Genomic DNA, 24,027 nt, shown 5'->3' on the forward strand with positions numbered 1-24,027 from the left:
AGCACAAAGGGGGAGCATGAATGGTCGAGCAGATCGATATGTTTGCAGAGTCATCACAGGGCGGCGGCAATAAAGGCCATACCGGATACGATGCTGACGACATTCAAGTGCTCGAAGGCCTGGTTGCGGTTCGCAAACGGCCAGGTATGTATATTGGCAGCACAAGTTCATCAGGGCTTCATCATCTGGTATGGGAAATCGTGGATAATGCCGTCGATGAACATTTGGCCAAATACTGCACGAGAATTGATATTACTTTACACAAAGACGGCTCGATAACCGTCGTTGATAATGGACGAGGCATTCCAACGGGAATGCATAAGACAGGGATACCCACGCCGCAGGTGGTTTTCACCATCCTGCACGCAGGCGGCAAATTCGGCGGAAGCGGATATAAGAAATCCGGCGGACTTCACGGCGTAGGTGCTTCGGTAACGAATGCACTGTCCGAATGGCTGGAAGTTGAGATTTACCGTGAAGGTAAAATTCACCGGCAGCGCTTCGAATACTGGCAGGACAAGAACGGGAAAGAGCATGTCGGCGAGCCGGTAACAGGTCTTGAGGTTCTTGGGAATACGAATAAAACCGGGACGAAGGTGACATTCAAGCCCGATGTCCGGGTGTTCCATGCAGGCATTCAGTTCAATTACGACACGCTGGCCGAGCGTCTTCAGGAGATTGCCTTCCTGAATTCCGGACTCCGGATCGTGCTCAAGGACGAGCGTTCGGACAATATGGACGAATTTTATTATGAAGGCGGAGCCAGCCAATTCGTGGAGTTCTTGAACGAAGGTAAGGATGTTCTGCATGATGTTATTCATTTTTACGGTGAAAAGGAAGATGTGGAGGTAGAGGTGGCGCTGCAGTATAACGCAGGGTATACCGAAACGCTCGCTTCTTTCGTCAACTCGATCCCTACCCGGGGCGGGGGAACGCATGAGACTGGTTTTAAGACGGCATACACACGCATCATGAATGATTATGCACGGAAAAACCACATGCTGAAGGAAAAGGATAAAAACCTGGAGGGCAATGATCTGCGCGAAGGCATGATGGCGGTAATCAGCGTCAAAATGGCCGAAGTCGAGTTTGTCGGGCAGACGAAGGATCAGCTGGGCAGCGCTTCCGCACGCAGTACCGTGGACGCGATCGTTTCGGAGAAAATGCAGATTTTCCTCGAGGAAAACCCGCAGGTCGCCCAAACGCTGATCAAAAAGGCGATCCAGGCCTCCAAGGCGCGGGAAGCGGCCCGCAAGGCCCGCGATGATATGCGCAGCGGCAAAAAACGGAGCGAAAGCGCAAGCCTCGGCGGTAAGCTGAGTCCGGCCCAGTCCAAAGACTTTACCCGCACCGAGCTGTTTGTCGTCGAAGGAAACTCTGCCGGCGGCTCGGCCAAGCAAGGCCGTGATTCCAAAATTCAGGCGATTTTGCCCCTGAAGGGAAAACCGCTGAATCCGGAGAAAGCCAAGCTCGCCGATATTATGAAAAACGAAGAGTACCGCATTATCATCAATGCGATTGGAGCGGGCATCGGAACGGAGTTTGAAATCGAAGACAGCAATTACTCCAAAATCATTATTATGACGGATGCCGATACGGACGGTGCCCATATTCAGGTGCTTCTGCTGACCTTCTTCTATCGTTACATGAAGCCGCTTATCGATCAGGGCCGTGTATACATTGCCCAGCCGCCATTATACAAAATCACCCGCAAATCAGGAAAACTCGAGACGGTTCGGTATGCATACAGCGATGAACAGCTGCAGAACTATCTCAAGGAGTTCGGCAAAAATTACGAGCTGCAGCGCTACAAAGGTCTTGGCGAAATGAATCCCGAACAGCTCTGGGAGACGACCATGAATCCCGAAACGCGCACGCTGCTGCAGGTACAAATTGAGGATGCGGCGAAGGCCGAACGCCGAGTATCCACGCTGATGGGCGACAAGATCGACCCGCGTAAGCGCTGGATCGTGGAGAACGTCGACTTTAGAGAGTTCGAGGAATAGAAGGTGAATCCATGAGTTTATCAGAACAGTTTCTGCCGGCTTTTTTGGAAGAGGTCGTCGGTGACCGCTTTGGCCGGTATTCCAAATATATTATTCAAGACCGGGCCATCCCCGATGTTCGTGACGGGCTGAAGCCGGTGCAGCGCCGGATTCTGTACGCCATGTACGAATCTGGCAATACGCCGGATAAGGGCTACCGTAAATCGGCCAAAACCGTCGGTGATGTAATGGGTAATTATCATCCGCACGGCGATTCGTCCATTTATGACGGTATGGTCCGTATGGCGCAGCCGTGGAAAATGGGGCATGAGCTCGTCCAGGGACATGGCAACTGGGGTTCGATTGACGATGATCCGCCGGCAGCGATGCGTTATACCGAGGCAAGACTGTCCTCGATCGCGATGGAAATGCTGCGCGATATCGACAAGCGCACGGTTCAATTCAAAGATAACTTCGATAACACGGCAAAGGAGCCGGTTGTGCTTCCTGCACGGTATCCGAACCTGCTGGTGAATGGGGTCAGCGGGATTTCGGCTGGCTTTGCGACGGAGATCCCTCCGCATAATTTGCGCGAGGTTATCGACGCTTGCGTCGCCGTCATGCAGAAGCCGGAAATCGATTTGGAAGAAATCATGACCTTCATTAAAGGTCCTGACTTCCCGACAGGCGGCCTTATTATGGGCGAAGAAGGGATCAAAGAGGCTTATCGTACCGGGAAAGGGCGCATCTATGTACGCTCCAAGGCGGACATCGAATTTTTGCGCGGCGGAAAGCAGCAGATCGTCGTGACGGAAATTCCGTATCAGGTCGTCAAATCCCGCCTCGTGACCCAGATGGAGAACATTCGACTGGAGAAGAAGATCGAAGGCATCGCCGAGGTTCGCGACGAAAGCGGACGCGAAGGCCTGCGGATCGTCGTGGAGATCAAGAAGGAGGCGGATGCGCAGGGCATTCTGGCCTATCTGCTTAAAAAGACGGATCTTCAGGTCACCTACAACTTCAACATGGTATCCATCGTCAACAAAGCACCGCAGCAGCTCGGACTGAAAGCCATGCTGGAGGCTTACATCGAGCATCAGCGTGAAGTGGTGAGCAACCGTACCCGTTACGAGCTGGAGAAGGCTGAAGACCGCGCCCATGTGCTCGAAGGATTGGTCAAAGCGCTGAACATTCTGGATGAGGTCATCGCGGCCATCAAGGCATCCAAGAACCGTCAGGACGCCCAAAACAATCTGCAATGGATGTTCGGCTTTACCGAACGCCAGGCAGATTCGATTCTCACCTTGCAGTTGTACCGGCTGACGAATCTTGAGATCACGACGCTGCAGAAGGAGCTGGACGAGCTCCTGAAAAGAATCGACACGTACCGTTCCATTCTGGAGAGCGATAAGAAGCTGATCGGAATCATTCGTAAAGAATTGCTGGAAATCCGTGATAAATACGGCTTTGACCGCAGATGCTCCATTCAAGGCGAGGTCGAGGAGCTGAAGGTGAACCTGGAAGTGATGGTGAGCTCGGAAGATGTGCTCGTCACGCTGTCAAATGAGGGATACATTAAGCGAACCAGCATGCTGTCCTTTACACGGTCGGGCGGAGAACGTGGCGGATCAGGGGTCAAGGAGGGCGATTACATCTCGAGAATTCTGGAGATCAATACGCTCGACAACTTGCTGATCTTCACGCAAAAGGGTCAATACTTCCTGCTGCCGGTACACCAGATACCGGAATTCAAGTGGAAGGATCCGGGGACGGCGATCGTCAACGTCATTCATCTTTCCAAAGAAGATGTGATCGTAGGCGTTGTTCCGGTGAATAATTTTGAGGAACCGGACCGTTCGCTCGTTTTTGTCACGAAAAAAGGACAAGTAAAGCGCACGGAGCTGAAAGAATATATGACGAACAGGTCCAGCGCGGTAGCGGCTTGCAAGGTCGGTTCGGACGATGAAATCATATCCGTAACGCTCAGCGATAACACAAAGGATATTTTGCTGGTCAGCAAGGACGGCATGAGCATCCGCTTCCGGGAGAGCGACGTGAATGCAATGGGCCGTGTCTCCGGCGGTGTGAAGGGAATCCAGCTCCGCGACGGAGACGAAGTCGTTTCCGCTTTGTGGGTGGAGGAAGATGAAGGTGAAATTCTGACCATTACCGATCTTGGATACGGCAAACGCTCCCTGCTGGCGGACTACCAGCCGCAAAGCCGCGGAGGCAAAGGGCTTGCCAATTTTGAATTCAAGGAAGGCAAACGCGTGAAACCGAACGGCAATCGGATCGCAGGCGCTTTCTACTGCCGGGAACCGTTTACGATTACGGCGGTTACGAGGGATGGTCTGAGCTACTCCTTCAGTTCGGAACAGGCTCCGATCACGGAGCGCAAATCGACAGGAAAGCTGCTCGTTCACTTAGAGAAAAAAGACGAAATTACGTCTTTGCTGGTTCATCCGGAATCATCCTGATGAATGCTGTCAAAACAGTGCTCGATCCTTAGAAAAAGGTGTCTTCGCCCGCTGCGGGCGGGGATGCCTTTTTCTTAAAAAAATTTAAGATGAAGGAAGGAATTGAAGCGAAATTGCGCGAAAGTTAATCCTGTAAAAGATTGCTTGGGAAAGGAAGGTAATCCGGGTGCAGACTTCCGAATTTGCGAAAATATGGTCAAGATTGAGCAAAGATTACAAGATACATATGGAGAATGAACTCGCTCCGGCACTCACCGAAGCGCAGCTTGCCGTGCTGGAGGTGCTTGGAGAACAGGAGCGCATGAAGCCGTCCGAGCTGACACCGCTGCTTGCAACCAGTCCGGCCGCGGTGACGATGCTGCTGGATCGGATGGAGAAGAACGGGCTGATTACGCGAGAGCGCGACGGAAGCGACCGCCGGATCGTCTGGGTGTCCATCTCAGAGAAGGGCCGCCAGGAGGCTGCACGCGGCGTGCAAATCCGCGACGCCTTTCTTGCCGGGATTCTCTCCCGTATTTCCGCACATAATCAGCAGCTATTGATCTATTTATTGGGCAAAATAACCGTAGCGCCTTAACAGGCTCGAAGAATAAATGTGTAGAGGAAGTCAACCAGATGAACAATGCAGCACTCTTAAAAAATCCGAAACAAAGAAAATTGCTGTTCAGCGCCGGATTGAGCTGGCTCTTTGATGCAATGGACGTAGGAATTATATCGTTTATCGTGACCGCGCTGACGTTGGAGTGGAAGCTATCCCCTCAGCAGGTGGGCATATTGACCAGCATGAACTCGGTAGGCATGGTGTTCGGCGCAGCCGCCGCGGGATATTTGGCTGACCGTTTCGGTCGCAAGAAGGTACTGTTGTGGACCTTATTGATTTTCTCCGTGGCCAGCGGTTTATCCGCCCTCGCCTCGAGCTTTTGGGTGCTGTGCCTGCTCCGGTTCATTACAGGCATCGGCCTGGGAGGAGAGCTCCCTGTCGCGTCCACGCTCGTTTCCGAGAGCATGCCTGCGAGTGAGCGCGGCCGTGCGGTCGTCCTTCTGGAAAGCTTTTGGGCCGGCGGCTGGCTGGCCGCAGCGCTGATCTCTTACTTTTTGATTCCGACCTATGGCTGGCAGATTGCATTCGTAATCGGGGCGTTACCTGCGTTCTATGCGCTGTATTTGCGCCGTGCCATAGACGATTCCCCGCTGTATCAAAGCAACCGGCGGCAGGTAGCCTCCCGGTCCTTTGCGGCGAAGCTGGGATCCATTTGGACCAGCAAACATCGCCGGACCACGATCATGCTGTGGATTCTTTGGTTTACCGTTGTGTTTTCTTACTACGGCATGTTTCTCTGGCTTCCCTCGGTGATGACGATGAAAGGCTTCAGTATGATTAAGAGCTTCGAGTACGTGCTGATCATGACGATAGCGCAGCTGCCGGGTTATTTTACGGCCGCCTATTGTATCGAAAAGTTCGGAAGGAAATTCGTGATGATCACCTATTTGGTTCTGACCGCTGCCAGCGCCGCCTGGTTCGGGACTGCGGATTCCGCAGGGATGTTAATCGCTGCAGGCATCTGCTTGTCCTTCTTCAACCTGGGGGCATGGGGTGGGCTCTATGCGTATACACCGGAGCTGTATCCAACCTCGGTCCGATCGACCGGCGTTGGCCTGGCGACTTCGGTAGGCAGAATCGGAGGCGTGATCGCTCCGTTTCTGGTTGGTTATATGGTCCAGCGTCATATTGAGATCAGTACGATATTCATCATGTTCTTCGTCATCATCCTGATTGGCGCGATTGGTGTACTGCTGCTTGGTACCGAGACGAAAGGAAAGGAATTAACGGATTGACGTCTAGAGATCGTGATAAAAGGCTGCCTTTGGGCAGCCTTTTTGGCTTGAAAGGCACCCTTATTCAAATATTCGATCAGAATATGCGAAATGCGGTTTGTGAAAATGTCATGCTTTGAATTATAATTAAATATGTTGCAGTTTAAAGCAAGGATATAGAGTTAGACAGACGTCATGGAAACGGAGGGATTGAGGATGCAGCTGATTAACCCGCAGATGGTACAGGAGCTTCTCGACAAATTACAGGACCAGGATCTTTATATACATCTGGAAATGACGACCGGCGCATATGCGTCGCATGAGGATGAATCCAAATTTACGGCCTCGACATTCATTAAAAATGGTGTCGTCCGCTACAACCGGGGGACGATTGCAGGCTTTGGCCCATACCGGGTTGGTCTCAAGATGGAGCAGGGCTGGGTATATTCCCAAGGCTTGACTCATTTTGACGAAACGGAAACGGAACGCCTCGTTATGGCAGGACATGACAGCGACGGCAAGCTTGTCGTGGCTCTGCAGTTAAGTAAAGAACCGTTCTAAACGGTATGCCATGCATAAACAGAGAAAGGGTGAACAGAGATATGGAGAATCATATACTGGTCGTTTTTCCGCATCCGGACGATGAATCTTTTGGAACTTCCGGGACGCTGGCCAAACGAATACATGAAGGGGCAAGAGTGACGTACGCCTGCCTGACGCTGGGAGAAATGGCCCGCAATATGGGCAAGCCGCTGATGGCGAACCGGATTACCCTACCCGAGCTTCGGAAGCAGGAGCTGGCGGAGTCGGCGCGTTCCATCGGTATTCAGGACGTGCGGATGATGGGCCTTCATGATAAAACGATAGAATTCGAGGATCAGGGCATGCTGGACGGGATGATTCGCGATTTGATCGACGAAGTCAAGCCGTCATTGATCATCACATTCTATCCGGGTTACAGCGTACATCCGGACCATGACGCTACAGGTGCAGCGGTGATTCGCACGGTAGCGGCCATGCCGAAGGGACAACGCCCCGTCGTCAACTGCGTTGCGTTCTCCAAGGGCTGCGAGAAAATACTGGGCAAACCTGACGTAACGGTGGATATCCGCGATTTCCTACCGAACAAATTCGGATCGATTAAAGCCCATAGCTCGCAGTTCCGCTGGAAGGATATGCTCGGCAGCTATAGCGAGAATGACGAGCAGGTCAAAAGCCGTTTCAGTCAGGAAAGATTCTGGACGTATCATTTCGAATAAGTTACGATCTCTGTACGTAAACATGATGTTAGCGTAGAAGAGAAATCGAAATCGAAAGGTGAGCTGAGAAGAGATGAGCAGAGCAGAGGAAAGTGGATCGTTAGCCAAAAGTGTAAGGCTCGACAGGAATGCAGCTGGTGATGACGAGGGCAGACTGGAGCGAATCGTATTCATCGGAAGGACGTTCGATGAATACATACGCATGTTCGCTCTGGAGGCCCAGGATATAGCTGGACTGCGCATTCTGGATTGCCCAAGTGGGGCATGTTCGTTTACGGCGGCCGCGCATCAGCTAGGCAGCCAGGTGACATCGGCGGATATTGCCTATTATCATGACGCGGAGAAGCTGTATGAGAAGGGGCTACAGGATGTGGTTCACGCCATGGAGCATGTCGAAGCCGAGAAACACCGCTACATTTGGAGCGAATTTCAATTCGTAGAGGATTTGCGTGCCGAACGTCTGAAGGCGCTTGAAGCTTGCCACGAGGATATGCGGCTTCACCCGGAGCGGTATGTTCCGGTCACGCTGCCCTCGCTTCCGTTTGAGGATGGACTATTCGATTTAACCTTATCAGCGCATTTCCTGTTCACGTACGCCGACAGGTTAAGTGAAGAATTTCATCGGTTAACGCTTCGCGAACTGCTGCGGGTGACGAGGAGGGAGCTTCGGATCTTTCCGCTTGTCGATCAAACCGGCAGAAGTCCGGTTCTGGTAGAGAGCTTGATTGCCCTTGCTTCCGCACAGGGCTTCGCAGCTGAGATCAAACAGGTGCCCTATCATTTTCAAAAAAATGCCAACCAAGTCCTGATTCTTCAAAAGAGATGACGTTCATGTAAAAAAGCCGGAGCAGTTGTACACTGCCCCGGCTTTTTTGTGCTTATATCCAATGGTTACTCTGACTTTAATCGGTTATATATCGCTTCGTTCCAAAGGCTCCACGGATGTTCAGCCGGTGGAAGGGAGACGAGCTTTACGTCTTCTTTGGTCACGGGATGCGGGAAGCTTGCGATCACAGACCATAAAGCGATTTGTTGTCCGGGTTTGTTGACGCGGCTTCCGTATTTCTGATCCCCGTATAAAGGGCATCCGGCCTGATTCATCTGCACACGGATCTGATGGGAGCGTCCAGTGTGCAGTTCGACGCGAATCAGGCTGAAAGCGCCGGTCGTACCGAGAACTTCATAGTCCAGGACGGCTTCCTTTGCTCCAGGAGCGCCTTTTTTGACAACCGAGACCGTATTAGTCTTCGGATCTTTCAACAACATGTCTCTCAAAGTCCCGCGAGGGGCAGGCATTTGTCCGTGCACAACTGCCGCATAGACTTTACGGAAGCTGCGGCTGCGTACCGCTTCGGATAAGCGGGATGCTGCTTTGGAGGTCTTGGCGAAAATCATCGCGCCGCCAACCGGGCGGTCCAGCCTGTGCACCAAACCGAGATACACGTTACCCGGTTTGTTAAAGCGCACCTTGATGTCATCCTTGAGCAGGGACAGCAGATCGGGATCGCCGCTGACATCCGCCTGGGTGGGGATGTTGACCGGTTTTACGATCCCCAGCAGATGGTTGTCTTCATATAAAATCGGAATTTGGGAAAGATGTTCTTGACTCATCTTGTTCCCTAAGACTCCCAGCGTCCCAAAATTCCGCAAGGCAGATGAAGTCCCGATGCCGTAATCGGAAGTCCAAGCTCTCCGCAGGAAATTTGCCCGCCAAAGCGGCGTCCAGCCGTCATGGAGAGAATATTATGAAGAACGGTCGGCGAAATTCCGGTCGTATAGGAATTAATCAGCATAAACAGCGGCTGCTCGGACAAGATGCTCATGCAGCTTTCGACGAATGGATACAGGCTCGTCTCAAGCTTCCACATTTCTCCGCCTGGACCGCGTCCGTAAGAAGGCGGATCCATAATGATCGCATCGTAGTGATTACCTCTGCGCTGCTCCCGCTGCACGAATTTGAATACGTCATCGGTAATAAAGCGCACCGGATGATCGCCGATACCTGTCAGCTGCAGATTTTCCTTGGCCCACTGGACCATGCCCTTGGCTGCGTCGACGTGGACGACCTCCGCACCGGCATAAGCAGCCGCTACGGTTGCTCCGCCTGTATAAGCGAACAGGTTAAGCACTTTGATCGGCCGCTTTGCCGCCGAAATCTTGTCCATCATCCAGCGCCAGTTGGCCGCCTGTTCCGGAAACAGCCCGGTATGCTTGAAGTTGGTTGGCCGGATATGGAATTTAAGTTGATCATAGGATATGGACCAGCGGTCCGGAAGACTTTTTTTCATGTCCCATTGCCCGCCGCCGGAGGAGCTTCTATGATAGTGGGCGTGCACTTCACGCCACATGCCGTTTTCTTTTTCAATTGGCCATATGATCTGCGGATCGGGTCTGCGGAGAATGACGTCTCCCCAGCGTTCCAGCTTCTCGCCGTTCCCCGTATCGATCAATTCGTAATCCTGCCAATCACGAGCTACATACATGTACATTCCATCCTTCTGTGCTATTTTTCGATTAGCTTATATTGTACAACATTTGGCGGTAACAATGCACTTCTTAGCGTGATCTGGGGTAATGTTATTGCATGAAAGATGTTCGAGAAAGGAGCGCGAGAAAATGAATAGCAGACGGCTCTTACCGAAAACGCTCGTTGGCTGCGGTGCGGTCGGCGCCCTTTTGTACGGATATGCGGCGCTCAAATACGGGGTATGGGATCTTTTTGGAATATTGCTTTTCGCTGTTTTGCCCGCCACCTATGGCTTCATGCTTGACAAACGTGATCGGAAAAGGGCAAGTGCGCATATGGAGAAGGAGATTCTGAAATTGGCGGCCAACCGGAAAAACCTGCTTACCGCAGCGGATGTAGCCTTATGCACATCTTTAAATATGGAACAATCGAGCGAGGCGCTGGAGGATTTGCGGCGAAAGGGATATTTGCGTCTAAAGGTGGCTGATAACGGCGCATTTGTATATGAATTTCAATCCTTTTTATCGATGGAGGAAAAGCTCAGCGCGGAAAGAGTGTAGGCAACAATTGGGCGCGTGGCCCTTCCTGATCAGCAATAGCCTGAATAGAATATGGTTAACTATTCATTCAAAGGGGGCCTCGCCTGTGCCGGCAAAAAACGGAAAGCAGTTCTTGGACCGAATTAATCTTGCCAAACCCAGCGTTTGGTTTCGTGGAGAACAGATCGATGGGAGGCTTTCGGATCATTCTGCTTTTCGGGGACTGATGTCTGTTCAGGCAGAGCTTTATGATATGCAGCTTCACCCCGATTTGAAGGAACGGATGACCTATGTTTCCCTACAACCGGCGATCCCGTCGGGTTGTCCTTTTTACAGCCGAAAACGGTGGAGGATCTGCGAAAGCGCAGACAGATGATGATGCTCTGGGGGGAAAAGCATCATGGACTGCTGGGGCGTTCGCCGGATTATATGAACACGGGTTTAATGGCTTTTTTTGCAGCGTCAGAAATCCTGGAAGAGAAGGATCCGCGATTTGCAGACAATTTGCGGAAGTATTATGAATATTGCCGGGAAAACGACATCTCGCTGTCCCATGCGTTCGTGCAGCCCCATGCCAGCCGTTACGATGAGCTGCTCGATGACGGAAGCATAGAATCCTGCGCAGCAAGCATTGTGGAGGAGAATGAAGACGGCATGATCGTCACGGGTGCCTTTTTGCTGGCGACGCAGGGCGTGACCACGGATGAGGTTTTGGTATATCCGCCCGCGTCATTTTATATGCCGGAGGAGAACAACCCGAGAACGTTTGCTTTTGCCGTTCCAAACAATCTGCCGGGGATCCGCTGGATCTGCCGCGAAACCTTGGTTGGCGGCGATTCAGGCTACGATTACCCGCTGAGCTCGCGCTTTGACGAGATGGATACGCTGGTCATTTTTGACCGTGTTCTGGTGCCGTGGGATCGTGTGTTCATTCACGGCGATGACCGTCTGTCGATGCGCTTATTTTCCGAGAGCGGTTTTCATGTGCACTGCGGCCATCAGGTCCTGTGCAGATATATATCCAAGCTGGAGTTTACCCTCGGGGTCATTTTGTATATGGCGGAGGCGCTGGATAAAAGCACTTTGCCTGCCACCATCGAGAAGGTAACGGAAGTTATCGTTCACCTCGAAACGCTGAAATCCCTATTGATCGCTTCGGAGGAAGGCGCGAGCTTGGACCGTTTCGGAAGCATGCTGCCGGATCGGAAGCCATTATGGACCTCAAACGTGATCTTTCCGAAAATTTATCCTAGAATGATGGAAATCATTCAGCTCCTGGGCGGCAGCAATATCATCATGATTCCTTCCAAGCGGGATTTCGGGGGTCCGTCGAGGCCGGATCTCGATAAGTATCTGCGGGGCAGCGGCGTCAACGCTGCATCCAAAACCGCTTTGTTCCGTCTGGCCTGGGAGCTCAGCTCCAGCGGATTCGGAGGCAGACAAACGCTGTACGAGCGATTCTTTTTCGGGGACACCTCGGTGGTTGTCAATCGGCTCCATCACGCGTATACGGACAAAGAAATGTATATGAATAAAGTCAAAGCGTTTTTGGGCGAACAAGTCGAATAATCTTCTGGCTGCGTGAATAGATATAGATCGGGGAAACGCAAGTCGGCATGACATGGGAGTCGAGGGGCCGTCCGAAAGAGCCATCCTGCTTGTCTGGGAGGCGGACGGATATGACAATCGACCAATTGATCGCGCTGCTGACGCTTGTGGTGATGATCATCACGCTAGCGGTAAATCATGATAAGCCAAAGCAGTAACGGAGAAGGAGAGCCGAAGGGCTCTCTTTTTCTTGTCGCTAAAAAAGTGGACATATTCTGTTCCACGCTACATACAAATGGTACAAATGCTCCACAGGATTCTGGCGTTATCTTCTGAAACTTTTGAGAAGCAGTCGGAAGGAGGAAAACAGCTTGGTATTCAACGCAAAAATGAAAACGGATACATCCCCGGAAGTCATCAAGCGGAAAAAGAGATTCACCCGGAACGACTGGATGGGTTACCTGTTCAGCGCGCCATTGATCATTGGGGTGCTCGCATTCGCCATATACCCGATGATCGCCGCTCTGATCATGAGCTTTCATCAGACCTCGGGGCTGTCTGTCGGCGGTAAATGGGTGGGGTTCAGCAATTATGATTACGTGCTGCAAGATTCCTTATTTTGGCAAGCGCTTACAAACACGTTTTTTATCGGGATTTGGTCTGTGCTGCTCGGCATTATTTTATCGTTTGTGCTGGCGAGCCTGATCAACAATCTGAATTGGACGATGGGGAAAAATTTTTTCAAGGCTGTTTTTTTTCTGCCAAACGTCGTCTCCGGCGTTGCAACGACGCTTCTGTTTTCGTTTCTGTTTTTTCCTTCGAAGGAAGGGCTTCTGAATTTCGTCATCGGCCTGTTCGGCATCGAACCGGTGGGCTGGTTTACGAATCCGGAGGTATCCAGATACAGCATCGTTCTGATGAGCTTATGGGGGGCGCTTGGATACAATACGATCATTTTCCTGGCCGGATTGCAGAGTGTTCCCCGTGACCTGTACGAAGCAGCTGAGGTGGACGGTGCGGGGACCTATCGTAAATGGCTGTATATCACGATCCCCTACCTGCGTCCGATTTTCGTCTTCATGCTCATTATGGGTACGATCGGCGGCATGAAGCGGTTCACTGATGTCTGGCTGATCGGGGGGACGGCAGGCAATCCGGGAGGAAGCCTGATGACCGTGGTCCTCTATATTTACCGCAATGCCTTCCTGGCCTCGCAGATGGGAATGGCGACCGCGGCCTCGTATCTTTTGTTCATCATCATTTTCGTTCTCACTGCATTACTGATGCTCTTGAACCGCCGTAAGGACAGCTTTGATTGAATGGACATTTAGCGGTTAAGGCATTATCAACCTAGTTAGGAGGTCGGTTAGGATGGACACCGCGGAGATCAAGCTAACGCAGCGACGCAAAAAAATATCGCTGAATCAATGGATTTTGACAATCGTTCTGTTTCTGGGATCCTTCGTCATGATCGTCCCGTTTCTGTGGATGCTGGTTACGAGCTTTGACTGGGCAGCCCGTCTTCATATCAATTTCCCGCCGAGGCTGTGGCCGGAAGAGCCTTCCGTCAAAACCTTTGAAGCGGCATTTACCAGCATCAAGATGTTCAGGTATATTAGCAATTCGATCGTCGTGAGCGCAGGGGTTATCATCATCAGTGCCCTGTCGGCGCTGTTGTCGGGATATGCTCTATCGAAGCTCCGGTTTAAGGGATCGAATATTGTTCTTTTACTTGCGCTCAGCACCATGATGATCCCTTTCGAAATGACGATGATCCCTCAGTATTTGCTGTTCAGCAAGCTCGGCCTCGTCGACAACTATTTGGCGTTTTATCTGCCCGCCCTCAATTATGCGTTCGGTACCTTCCTGGCGAAAGCATTCTTCGATCAGCTTCCCACCACGCTCAGGGAGGCGGCGATCCTGGATGGAGCCAAGGAATTGTCCGTGTTCAGCCGGGTGTATCTGCCGCTGTGTACGCCGATTATCGCCACCATGGTTATCCTGTTGTTTCTCGGCGTATGGAACGATATGCTGTGGCCGCTGCTGATTCTGAAAAAAGCGACCAAGTATACGATCCAGATTGGCCTGGCGATGTTCACCTACAACAATGGCATCGACAAACAGCCTTCCATTATCATGGCTGCTACGACTGTAAGCTTGATACCGGTCGTTGTCGTATATATGTTCCTGCAGCGTTACATCATTGAAAGCATTGCTTTGTCGGGAATCAAGCAGTAGGCAGCGTCTGCATCTTGCGTCTACCGGAGGTGGGACCGTCAAGTTGTTTGGTATTACGTGATTTCAAGTGTGATGAAAAAGGGGGAACGGAAAATCCATGAAAAAGGCATTATTACTTATCATGTCCTGCGTGCTCGTCTTGTCGCTTGCGGCCTGTTCGGGCGGTTCGGACACGGATGTGACCGGCGGGGTGGAGATCAAGAAGGTCTCCGATATGAAAGGAACCGTGAGGGTGGCTCTGGCGGGCTGGCAGCTGGATAACGGCATCAACGCCCAGACGGGAAATCCGACGATTGGCCTGAATGATTATCTCGATCAAACCTTTTATAAAATGTACCCGAACATTAAGCTTGAGCTGTATCAAATTCCATGGGAAAACGTCAAAGCCAAGCAATCCGCGATGCTGTTGTCCGGAGATGCGGACGTGATGTACACCGGTGGCGCTTTTGCATCCCAATGGTATCAGGAAGGGCTGCTGCGTGATCTGGATGATTTGATCAAGGAAGATACGAGCTTTGATCCCAACATTTATCTGGCAGGCATCATGAACAATTCCTATAGCACCAAGTCTCCCGACGGTACGAAGCAGTTCGGCATTCCGGTAGCTCTGGGTCGCAGAATGACCATTTACGACAAAAAGCTGTTCGAGGACTGGGGCGTCGAACCCTTAACCGCCAAAGCGGATCCGGCAGAAATTCTGGAAAAGGCCAAAAAAATGACGGGCAAAAATCCGAAAACAGGCGAAGACAATTATGGCCTGTACTGGAGCGGCAACTCGCTGAACGGTTCGACGTTTGTAGCACTGACGCTGGCTTTCGGCGCGAAGGGGGCTGAAGGCAGCCTCAAGGACGTAAAAAGCATCAAATGGCATCTGAATACGCCGGAAATGGTGAAGGTGATGGAATGGCTGAAGGAAGCATCCAAGCTGCCGCCTGCGGGATTCGTCAACGCCCAAGGGGCCGAAAATTTCGGACTGGACAAAAATAACATCGCCATCGCGCTGGATTCGACCGGCGGCGCGACGATGAACGAGTATCAAAGCAAGAAGAACAAAGATCTGCTCGACCGATTCGAGCCGGTACTGAACATGGGTCCGAAAGGCGAAGGCTGGGTTGCCGTCGACCCGTTCATTATGGCGAAGAAAGCCAAGGACGTCAAAGCATCCTGGGAGGTGCTCAAGTTCCTGACGAGTCCGATGACGCAAAAATATATGTATGACAACTTTGCGCAAACGCCAACCCTGAAAAATGCCGATTTTGTGTCTCCTGAGGATAAGTACGTGAAAAAAGCGCTTGAAATTGCGGAAGTGGGCCATTCGGAGCTGATGGACGAAGCCAACCCGTTCTATATGAGCGATATCGTGCCTGCCGTGAACGGCTTTATCAGCAAAGCGGCGACAGGAAATGCGCCGGATATCCAGAAGTTCCTGGACGATCTGCAGGCGCGCGCGGAAAAATGGTCGGCGAACTTAAAGTAATACATGAAGGTGCAAAGCCCGCAAGGGCTTTGCACTTATCCGTTTCTGACGAAAATCAGCACATGTGGTAGAGGAGGATGAAGATGAAAAAAGGAATTAATCAGTGGTGCTTTCCTGCGGGAACTTCGCTGGGGAAGGTGCTTCGAACAAGCGCCGCCGCTGGATTCGAGACGATCGAGCTGAATTTGTACGCCCCCGGGGGAATCGGGCTTACCATGGATACCACAGCGGAAGAGGCGAAAGCCCTCGGACGTCTTGTGCGCAGCTACGGGCTGTCGATCAGCAGCCTGTCTACCGAAATGCTCGGAAAGTATCCGCTCAGTTCTCCGGACAAAGACGTTCGGTCCCAGGGCGTGGAATCGATCCGCAAACAAATTGAACTGGCGCTGGAGCTTGAGGTGGATACCATTCTGGTCGTTCCGGGGTGGATTGAGCCGGACGTGACTTACGAGGATGTATGGGAACGGTCCCAGCGTGCGCTGCAGCCGCTCATCGACGAGCTCAGCGGCACCGGCGTAGGCATCGCGATCGAAAACGTTTGGAACAAATTTTTGTGGAGTCCGCTCGAAATGGCGCGTTATATCGATCAATTCGAATCGCCGCAAGTGGGAGCCTACTTCGATGTAGGCAATACGCTGGCCTTCGGCAAACCGGAGCACTGGATCCGCACACTGGGAGAGCGCATTCGCAAAATTCACGTGAAGGATTTCCGGGTACAGGTGGGAAATCATCACGGCTTCGTACCGCTCTTGTCGGGGGACGTGGACTGGCTGAACGTCCGGCTGGCACTGAGCGACATTCAGTACAGGGACAGCTTGACGGCGGAGCTGGAGCCGTATGCCAGCTTCCCGGATCAATTAATCTTTGACACGTCCCGGCATCTGGATGTTATTATGGGAAAAAATCCCCATTAAATTCAGCAGAGACATCGAAACGGAGGAGATCGATTCATGATTCGAATTGGAGTCGTGGGAGCCGGTATTATTGCGGCAGAGCATATGAAGCATATTCATCGCAACGAACGTGCGGAGCTGGCTGCTGTGTGCGACGTTGCGCCCGGAGCGGCAGAAGCGGCAGTGAAGCAGTACGGAGGGAAGGCTTACACCGATTACGACAGCATGCTGGAACAGGAACAACTGGATGCGCTCTTCATTTGTGTTCCGCCTTTTGCACATGGCGATATGGAGGAGAAGGCTGCGGCTAAAGGGATTCATTTGCTGGTCGAAAAGCCGCTGGGCCTGAGCATGGAAGAAGTGCGCCGGAAAGCGGATGTGCTCGAGCATTCGGGAATTATCACCGGCTCGGGTTACTGCTTGCGGTATATGGAATCCGTACAGCGTGCAAAGCGATACCTTGAAGGCAAAGAAATCGCCATGGTGCGGGCGTACCGGTTCGGAGGGCTTCCGCCTAACGTCTGGTGGGTGGACCACGCCAAGTCGGGCGGCCAATTGGTTGAACAATCCACGCATAATCTGGATATGATGCTGTACCTGGCTGGGGATGTCCGCAGAGTGTCCGCGGATATGGCCCTCCTGCTGAGCCGCGACGTGCCGGGCATCACGACGCCCGATGCGGCTTCGGTAAACATGGTATTCGAGTCGGGAGCCTTGGGGCATATCGATACGGGATTTTTCCCGCAGCCGGACGGGCGCGCATCGCTTGAAATCATGGGGCGGAATTTCCGCCTGACGCTGGAAGGTCAAGACCTGACGATCCTGGAGCCGGAGCAAACGACGATTCTCCGGGGCAAGGGGGATTTCTATCAAATGCAGGATGACGCGTTTATCCGAGCGGTTGAAACGGGGGATCGCAGTTTAATTCTGGCGGATTACACCCAAGCGCTCCGGACCCTGGAAGTGACGCTCGCCGCGAACGAATCGGCTAAGACGGGCCAGCCGGTATTTTTTGCGTGAATTTTATTCTATAATTCGATTGAAAAAACGGCAGCCCGGGCGGAAATACCCGGGCTGCCGTTTTTTATATACGCAGCACTGAAAACCATCTTGCCCGTGAACGTTTATGTAATGGATTTGGAGTAAAGGAATAAGCCTTCTCTTCTCTGCCAGCCGGATTGGCTCCAGAAATGGTTGCCGAGTTCGTTATCTGCAATCACCAGCAGATGGCATTTATCGATATGGCAGCGCTCCAGCATCGAAAGACTGTTCTCCACCAATCGTGTCGCAATGGAGCGTCCGCGGTATTCCGCATCGACCGCCAGATGATAAATAAACCCTCTGCGCCCGTCATGGCCGCATAGAATAGTACCGATAATCCGCTCTTCATCCAGACAAACAAAGCTCATTTCCGGATTTCGCTCCAGGTAAGCCATAATCGCTTCTCTGGAATCGGCTTCGCTTAACCCCATTCCCTCAGTTCGTTTCCACAACTCAATAGAAGGATCATAATCCCGAATCGTCATCTGCCTGATTGTATATTGCATCTTCATAACCTCGCTATATGGGATAGAATGGGTATCTGTCTTAAACATAAAGGCTGGCCACGTAACTGACAAGAAAAAAAAATATTCTGGACACACCGTCAACCAAATCACATTTTTTGCTTGTTAACCTTGCGGATTAGTAGGATAATCATAAGAAATCGACATTTCGAAACGCTAAAAAGGAGAGAACATGATGGAAGAGACAACAGTAACCTTGGACAGAAAAGTACCGCCATTCCGGGCGGATCAGGTCGGCAGCTTCCTGCGGCCTCAGGTCTTGAAGGAGGCGAAAGCCAAGTTTAACGAAGGCTTAATATCTAAGGAAGAGCTTCGATCCGTAGAGGATGCCGAGATTATCAAGCTGGTGGAGAAGCAGAAGAAGGTAGGCTTGACCGCCGTAACCGACGGTGAATTCAGACGGACCTGGTGGCATCTGGACTACATCGAAGCGCTGGAAGGCATCGAGGTATTCGATTTGAGTGCTTCCGGACTGTTCCATGGCGCGATGAACAAAGCCAAAGGCTATACAGTAGCAGGCAAGCTCGGCTTTCCATCGGACCATCCGTTTCTCGAGGATTTCAAATTCCTGAAACAGGCCGCGGGCGATCATGTTGCGAAATTCACGATTCCGGGACCGAACATGATTTTTTATTCCGGCGTGATCAACAGCCAAAAATATGCGGATCACCCTTCCTATGCTTCGCTCGAAGAGGTCGCCAAGGATATCGTGCAGGTATACCGCGACGCCATTGCCGCATTCTATCAAGCGGGCTGCCGTTATCTTCAGCTCGATGATACCAGCTGGGGCGCGCTGTTCAGCGATGAGTTCAGGGAGAAAATCAAACAGAAGGGCTTCGATCCGGACGAGCTGGTGAAAACATTCGCGGACATCACAATCGATGCGGTTGCAAACAAGCCAGCGGATATGAGTATTACAATCCACATTTGCCGTGGCAACTTCAAGTCCTCCTGGCTGTATGACGGAGGCTATGAGCCGATCGCGAAGGAGCTTTTCTCCAGAGTAAACGTGGACGGCTTCTTTCTTGAGTATGACAGTGACCGTGCCGGGGATTTCAAGCCGCTCCGCCATATTCAGAATCAATGCGTGGTGCTGGGACTCGTTACGACCAAAACGGGCGAGCTCGAAAACCTGGAGGACATCAAGCGGCGTGTGCAGGAGGCTGCCGAGTACGTCCGTCTGGATCAGCTGTGCCTGAGCCCGCAGTGCGGCTTCTCGTCCACAGAAGAAGGGAATACGATTACGGATCAGGATCAATGGAACAAGCTGGGATTAGTCGTTCAGGCAGCCAAAGAAATTTGGGGTTAATTGATCGGCAGGGACAACACGAGGCGCACATGAGCGGTGCTTCGTGTTTTTCTTGTCCAATGGACCGGCAAATCGGCACGAAAAAAAATCTCCCCTTCACGAGGAGATAACGTGCTTCAAATCAACGCAATAGCCAGCAGCGTAAACAGACTTAGCGTCAATATGGAGTTTCTGGTTCCAAAACCATATCCGTAAGGACCGAAAGCCGAGGTTCTGACCGGACCTCCTCCATCTTCCGTCTCGAGGTATACGTGACTTCTGTCAACTTTCACGATTTTTCCTTCATGGATCCTGCCGTCCCTCGTCAATATCCGAACCTTCCGGTGCATGCACTGCATGCAGTTATAATAAGCTTCCACGTCATCAACTCCTTCCTCATGACAAGGCATCATATGAAATGCTGTGGACAAAAGGTAACGGCAGGTACCCCCATACTAAGGCACTGAAAATATTACACGGGTTGCAATAGATTCCGGGCCTCTTTTTCGGTTATGATACAACTATAACGAAGTACTAAGCGACAGCCACATATTTTAGAATGACAAGGGAAGGGGGGCGGAACGATAAGCCTTTGCGCGCTGATAAATTGTATGCGCTTTAACGTTTGAATTCATGAAGACTACGTGTGTAGCAGAGACTGGATACTTCCGCAGGAATCCGTAACATTTTCGACAATATCCAGGGAAAAAACGCACGCCTGATGTCAGGTTTATTGCAATTTGGTCTGCTGTAATATAAAATAGAATTAAAATTTTATGTTGATGGATTATTTTTGAAATTAAATTTCATTTGCATAAAAATGTTAAAAGATCTAATAAATGATCCTTATTCTTGTTTTTCGGTAATTTAAAGTTTATGATGAAAACGGGATTCTATTAAACTGGGAATAGTAGGGGATACATATGTCGATACATGATAACATTCTAATCAAGATCAGGGAAATGAAAGACAGCTTGACTCCGGTCGAGAAGATGGTGGCGGAGTATGTGCTGCAGAATTTGGAGGAAATACCGCATCTTTCGATCAAAAGCCTTGCGCAGCTGACGAAGACCAGTGACGCCTCTGTGCTGCGTTTTTGCAAAACGATGGGATATTCGGGCTACCGCAGCTTTATCGTCAGCATTTCGGCTTCCCTGGGCTCCATGGAAGAGCAGAAGGATCCGTATACGGATATTCAGCCGGGTGATGATTTGACCGTCATTATTTCCAATACGTCAAGAAACAACATCAAATCCATCGAGGATACGATGAGCGTCATCGATAATCATGAGGTGGACCGCGCTGTGCAGGTGCTGCGGACGTGCAACCGTATCGTTTTCTTCGGCATCGGGGCTTCGGGTCTGGTCGGCATCGACGCGGAGCAGAAGTTCTCGCGTATCAATAAAATGTGCCATACATACACGGACGGCCACAGCCAGCTGACCGCAGCCACTCTGCTCGATAAAGGGGATGTAGCAGTCTTTATATCCAATTCAGGCACGACGACGGAAATTCTGGAAGCGCTGGAGATTACGAAGAAAAGCGGGGCCACCATCATCGCGATAACGAAATACAACAAAAGCGAGCTGGCGGATAAAGCGAATATCGTGCTCAACATTTCGACTCCCGAGGTCACGATTCGGAGCGGAGCCATGGGATCGCGGATCGCGATGCTCACGATTATCGATATTTTGTTTGCGGGCGTCGCCAGCGCGGAATACAAGAACGTGAAGAAGTATTTAACCAAAACGCATAACATCATTGCCAGCAAGCACCGTTAATTGAATTCAAAGGCATCGACTGCCCTGCGGCGGAAGATGTCTTTTTTGTGGGATAGGCTAAAAATAAAAAACAATAATTTATTTTAGAATAAAATAATATTTCAAAAACTGTTGACCAAATTGAAATTTATCGTTAATATGAAATCAAGAAAAGGATTTGGCAAATATCAAAAGTGCGGTTTTGATACACATCATGTAGTCAAACATTATATGATAATAACTACATATTGTGCCTTGATCCCGTTCTACGAATTTGCGACTTCCAGAAATTAGACAAATGGATAGGAGGATCGCAATGGATGAGTATCTGGCGGGGCTGACAACGGAAGAGATCAATGAGCAGACTCGGATGATCGATGAATGCACCACAGAAGAAATGCTTCGTCTCATGAATGAGCAAGATGCCAAGGTCCCGGCCGCAGTGGCAGCGGAAATCCCGCAGATTACGAAAGCGGTTGATGTACTGCACCACGTGTTGAAGAATGGCGGCAGAATGTTTTATTTAGGGGCAGGAACCTCGGGCAGACTTGGTGTTCTGGACGCATCTGAATGTCCGCCGACATTCGGCATTGATCCTTCATTAGTGCAAGGTCATATTGCCGGGGGCGATGGAGCGCTGAGACTGGCTGTAGAAGGTTGCGAGGATAGTGCAGAGGAGGGGGTTGCATTAATCGAGCAATGTAAGATCACGGACAAGGATGCGGTTATCGGCATCACGGCGAGCGGAAGCGCAACATTCGTCATCGCGGCTCTGCAGAGAGCGCGGGAGATTGGAGCGGCAACGATCGGGGTCGTCAATAACAAGCCATCTAAATTAGAGAAAGTCTGTGACATCTGCATTGCGCCGGTAGTCGGACCCGAGGTCATCATGGGCTCAACAAGACTCAAAGCAGGTTCTGCCCAGAAATTGGTTTTGAATATGCTTAGCACTTGTACTATGGTTAAGCTTGGGAAGACTTATGACAATCTCATGGTCGATTTGAAAGCGAGCAACATCAAGCTCCGCGATCGATCCATCAGAATCATCAAGTCGGCGACAGGGGTCGATGACGACAAGGCTGCTGCCTATTTAGAAAGTGCTTCCATGAATTGCAAGCTGGCTATCATGATGATCGAAACCGGGCTTGAAGCCGGGCCTGCCGAAGAAGCTCTGAACCGGGCTGAAGGAAGCTTGAAAAAAGCGATACGCAACTTTAATCATGTAGTCTAAAAAAACATTTATATTTTCAAGGAGGCTTGTTTTTCATGAAAAAGAAAATGCGAGTAATGGCAACGGTGTTTGCGCTTAGCATGGCGCTGACGACTTTGTCGGCCTGCGGAAGCAAAGATGATGCCAAATCATCGAATGCAGACGACCCGAACGCAAAAGACACCATCACGGCTTTGCTGCCACCGGTATCTGCGAACTTCCAAAGCAATTTTGAACAAATGGCGAAGGATTTCAACGCAAAATATCCGAACCTGACGCTCAAAATTGAACCTGCAAGCTGGGAAGACATGACGCAAAAGCTGGACACGCAAGTCAACGCGGGCAGCCCGCCGGACATCGCATTTATTGGGTCTGACGGCATTTCGAAATATGTAGATTCAGGTATGGTCATGGATATCTCGGATACGGTTACAGATGAAATGATCAAAGATTATGACCCAGCTCCACTCGAGTACATGAAGAACGGTAAAGGTCTTTACGGCTTCCCGGCTTACATGGAAGCACATGCCATCGGCGGTAACAAAGAATTCATGGAAAAAGCCGGCATCGACTACAAAAAGGTGCAAAAAGAAGGATGGACCTTCGACGAATTCCGTGAAGCCATCAAAAAAGGCGTTGTCTCTGAAAACGGTAAAACATCCCGTTACGGCTTCGTATTTGCTACAGCGGGCGTAACATCCAAAGACTACCTTGGAATCCTGGTGAAGAGCGCCGGCATGCCGGCAGCTTTTGACAAAGATCTGAAATACGCTTACACAAGCAAGAATTTCCTTGAAGTGCTGAAAGACATCCGCGTGATGATCGATGACGGCTCCATGCCGAAAGAACTCAGCTCCATCGATGCTGGTAAGCGTTGGAACATGTTCCTGACAGGTCAAACCATGATCACAGGTAAAGGTCTCGCAGGCTTTGAAAGATCCGCGAAGCTGAACAATGAGAAGCTGAAGAACAAAGACGCAAGCGCAGTTAAAGGCTCCATCCCTGTCGATTACGTCGTACTTCCGGTTCCTGCTTTCGCTGGTGCACAAGCACAAGCAAGCGTTGCCGTTGACGGTTACGTAACATTCCGCGGCACGAAAGAGCCTACGGCTGCCCACAAAGCAAACGTTGTTAAAGCGGCTAACTTCCTGTCCAGCGGCGCAATCGCAGCAACAACCAATAACGAATTGTTCGTAGCACAAATCACCGAAAGCAGCAGAAAAGCAGCGGAAAGCATGCCTGTTGACCGCGATGCTGACAACAAAGCAGCCGTGGAAAGAATGCTGACAACTGCCGTTCCAGCTCGTCCGGACATCCCTACAGATCTCGGCGCGAAAGCCATCAAGCTTGAGGACGAAGTGATTGTTCCTAAGCTCCAAGCACTTATCGCAGGCGAAATTACGCCGGAAACGATGTACGAAGCTGTGAAATCCGCAGCGGTATCGGCCTTCGGTGAAGACGGCATTGTAAAAGACTAGAGAGAATACATCGGAAAGCCGTATGGAT

General features: G+C 51.0%; 23 protein-coding genes and 1 pseudogene. 20 read left to right on the forward strand and 4 right to left on the reverse strand.

The annotated features are described in order from the left end of the window. The first annotated feature begins 20 nt into the window (after positions 1–20). The 7 genes from parE (at position 21) to PCH05_RS11190 (ending at position 8,362) form a co-directional block, all read left to right on the forward strand. A complete protein-coding gene (gene parE, locus PCH05_RS11160) occupies positions 21–2,006 on the forward strand; it encodes a DNA topoisomerase IV subunit B (RefSeq protein WP_127602466.1) in 1,986 nt (661 codons plus the stop codon). A gap of 11 nt (positions 2,007–2,017) precedes the next feature. Continuing rightward, positions 2,018–4,462, forward strand: a complete 2,445-nt coding sequence (gene gyrA, locus PCH05_RS11165) for a DNA gyrase subunit A (RefSeq protein ID WP_127602467.1) — start codon at positions 2,018–2,020, stop codon at positions 4,460–4,462. A 166-nt stretch (positions 4,463–4,628) separates the two neighbouring features. Further along, positions 4,629–5,039 carry a MarR family winged helix-turn-helix transcriptional regulator gene (locus PCH05_RS11170; protein ID WP_127602468.1) on the forward strand — a complete coding sequence of 137 codons (411 nt, stop codon included), beginning with the start codon at positions 4,629–4,631 and terminating at the stop codon, positions 5,037–5,039. Positions 5,040–5,077: 38 nt separating this feature from the next. Continuing rightward, positions 5,078–6,298: an MFS transporter gene (locus tag PCH05_RS11175; RefSeq protein WP_127602469.1), complete on the forward strand. Its 1,221-nt coding sequence runs from the start codon at positions 5,078–5,080 to the stop codon at positions 6,296–6,298. Positions 6,299–6,493: 195 nt separating this feature from the next. Next, positions 6,494–6,838: a YojF family protein gene (locus PCH05_RS11180; protein ID WP_127602470.1), complete on the forward strand. Its 345-nt coding sequence runs from the start codon at positions 6,494–6,496 to the stop codon at positions 6,836–6,838. Positions 6,839–6,879: 41 nt separating this feature from the next. Beyond that, on the forward strand, positions 6,880–7,536 hold the full coding sequence (gene bshB2 / locus PCH05_RS11185) for a bacillithiol biosynthesis deacetylase BshB2 (RefSeq protein WP_127602471.1): 657 nt from the start codon (positions 6,880–6,882) through the stop codon (positions 7,534–7,536). 73 nt (positions 7,537–7,609) lie between these two features. Continuing rightward, complete coding sequence (locus PCH05_RS11190) at positions 7,610–8,362, forward strand: SAM-dependent methyltransferase (RefSeq protein ID WP_246049477.1); 753 nt, start codon at positions 7,610–7,612, stop codon at positions 8,360–8,362. A gap of 65 nt (positions 8,363–8,427) precedes the next feature. On the opposite strand, the gene PCH05_RS11195 is transcribed toward PCH05_RS11190, so the two are convergent. Both PCH05_RS11195 and PCH05_RS11200 read right to left on the reverse strand, forming a co-directional pair. Beyond that, positions 8,428–9,147 (reverse strand): RluA family pseudouridine synthase, encoded by a 720-nt coding sequence (locus PCH05_RS11195; protein WP_127602472.1) that lies wholly within the window; start codon positions 9,145–9,147, stop codon positions 8,428–8,430. 8 nt (positions 9,148–9,155) lie between these two features. Further along, positions 9,156–10,019, reverse strand: a complete 864-nt coding sequence (locus PCH05_RS11200) for a class I SAM-dependent methyltransferase (RefSeq protein ID WP_127602473.1) — start codon at positions 10,017–10,019, stop codon at positions 9,156–9,158. 133 nt (positions 10,020–10,152) lie between these two features. Between PCH05_RS11200 and PCH05_RS11205 the strand changes: the two genes are divergently transcribed. From PCH05_RS11205 to PCH05_RS11235, 9 genes and pseudogenes are all read left to right on the forward strand, one after another. After that, the gene (locus PCH05_RS11205) at positions 10,153–10,563 is read left to right on the forward strand and encodes a hypothetical protein (protein WP_127602474.1); all 411 of its coding nucleotides are present in this window, start codon (positions 10,153–10,155) and stop codon (positions 10,561–10,563) included. After that, positions 10,508–11,415: pseudogene (locus tag PCH05_RS27665) on the forward strand (4-hydroxyphenylacetate 3-hydroxylase N-terminal domain-containing protein); the annotation flags it as partial. The gene PCH05_RS11205 and the pseudogene PCH05_RS27665, both read left to right, overlap by 56 nt. Before the next feature lie 81 nt (positions 11,416–11,496). Continuing rightward, positions 11,497–12,111 (forward strand): 4-hydroxyphenylacetate 3-hydroxylase C-terminal domain-containing protein, encoded by a 615-nt coding sequence (locus PCH05_RS27670; RefSeq protein ID WP_246049490.1) that lies wholly within the window; start codon positions 11,497–11,499, stop codon positions 12,109–12,111. A 47-nt stretch (positions 12,112–12,158) separates the two neighbouring features. After that, positions 12,159–12,308 carry a hypothetical protein gene (locus tag PCH05_RS27265; RefSeq protein WP_164766621.1) on the forward strand — a complete coding sequence of 50 codons (150 nt, stop codon included), beginning with the start codon at positions 12,159–12,161 and terminating at the stop codon, positions 12,306–12,308. A gap of 171 nt (positions 12,309–12,479) precedes the next feature. Then, positions 12,480–13,409, forward strand: a complete 930-nt coding sequence (locus tag PCH05_RS11215; protein ID WP_127602529.1) for a carbohydrate ABC transporter permease — start codon at positions 12,480–12,482, stop codon at positions 13,407–13,409. Positions 13,410–13,461: 52 nt separating this feature from the next. Then, positions 13,462–14,328 (forward strand): carbohydrate ABC transporter permease, encoded by an 867-nt coding sequence (locus PCH05_RS11220; RefSeq protein WP_127602475.1) that lies wholly within the window; start codon positions 13,462–13,464, stop codon positions 14,326–14,328. A 97-nt stretch (positions 14,329–14,425) separates the two neighbouring features. After that, on the forward strand, positions 14,426–15,805 hold the full coding sequence (locus PCH05_RS11225; protein WP_127602476.1) for an ABC transporter substrate-binding protein: 1,380 nt from the start codon (positions 14,426–14,428) through the stop codon (positions 15,803–15,805). Positions 15,806–15,888: 83 nt separating this feature from the next. After that, the gene (locus PCH05_RS11230) at positions 15,889–16,719 is read left to right on the forward strand and encodes a sugar phosphate isomerase/epimerase family protein (RefSeq protein ID WP_127602477.1); all 831 of its coding nucleotides are present in this window, start codon (positions 15,889–15,891) and stop codon (positions 16,717–16,719) included. Positions 16,720–16,755: 36 nt separating this feature from the next. After that, a complete protein-coding gene (locus tag PCH05_RS11235; protein ID WP_127602478.1) occupies positions 16,756–17,718 on the forward strand; it encodes a Gfo/Idh/MocA family protein in 963 nt (320 codons plus the stop codon). A 104-nt stretch (positions 17,719–17,822) separates the two neighbouring features. On the opposite strand, the gene PCH05_RS11240 is transcribed toward PCH05_RS11235, so the two are convergent. Further along, positions 17,823–18,245 (reverse strand): GNAT family N-acetyltransferase, encoded by a 423-nt coding sequence (locus PCH05_RS11240; RefSeq protein ID WP_127602479.1) that lies wholly within the window; start codon positions 18,243–18,245, stop codon positions 17,823–17,825. A 193-nt stretch (positions 18,246–18,438) separates the two neighbouring features. Between PCH05_RS11240 and PCH05_RS11245 the strand changes: the two genes are divergently transcribed. Then, entirely contained in the window at positions 18,439–19,572 is a 1,134-nt protein-coding gene (locus PCH05_RS11245) for a 5-methyltetrahydropteroyltriglutamate--homocysteine S-methyltransferase (RefSeq protein ID WP_307719532.1), read from the forward strand. A 116-nt stretch (positions 19,573–19,688) separates the two neighbouring features. Here the strand turns inward: PCH05_RS11245 and PCH05_RS11250 are convergent, their stop codons facing one another. Then, positions 19,689–19,931 carry a hypothetical protein gene (locus tag PCH05_RS11250; protein WP_127602481.1) on the reverse strand — a complete coding sequence of 81 codons (243 nt, stop codon included), beginning with the start codon at positions 19,929–19,931 and terminating at the stop codon, positions 19,689–19,691. Positions 19,932–20,474: 543 nt separating this feature from the next. On the opposite strand from PCH05_RS11250, the gene PCH05_RS11255 reads away from it, so the two are divergent. From PCH05_RS11255 to PCH05_RS11265, 3 genes are all read left to right on the forward strand, one after another. Further along, a complete protein-coding gene (locus PCH05_RS11255) occupies positions 20,475–21,332 on the forward strand; it encodes a MurR/RpiR family transcriptional regulator (RefSeq protein ID WP_127602482.1) in 858 nt (285 codons plus the stop codon). A 295-nt stretch (positions 21,333–21,627) separates the two neighbouring features. Next, entirely contained in the window at positions 21,628–22,542 is a 915-nt protein-coding gene (murQ, locus tag PCH05_RS11260) for an N-acetylmuramic acid 6-phosphate etherase (protein WP_127602483.1), read from the forward strand. Positions 22,543–22,577: 35 nt separating this feature from the next. Next, positions 22,578–23,999, forward strand: a complete 1,422-nt coding sequence (locus tag PCH05_RS11265) for an ABC transporter substrate-binding protein (protein WP_127602484.1) — start codon at positions 22,578–22,580, stop codon at positions 23,997–23,999. Positions 24,000–24,027 lie beyond the last annotated feature (28 nt).

The organism is Paenibacillus chibensis (assembly GCF_004001045.1).
Lineage (GTDB): Bacteria > Bacillota > Bacilli > Paenibacillales > Paenibacillaceae > Paenibacillus_AQ > Paenibacillus_AQ chibensis.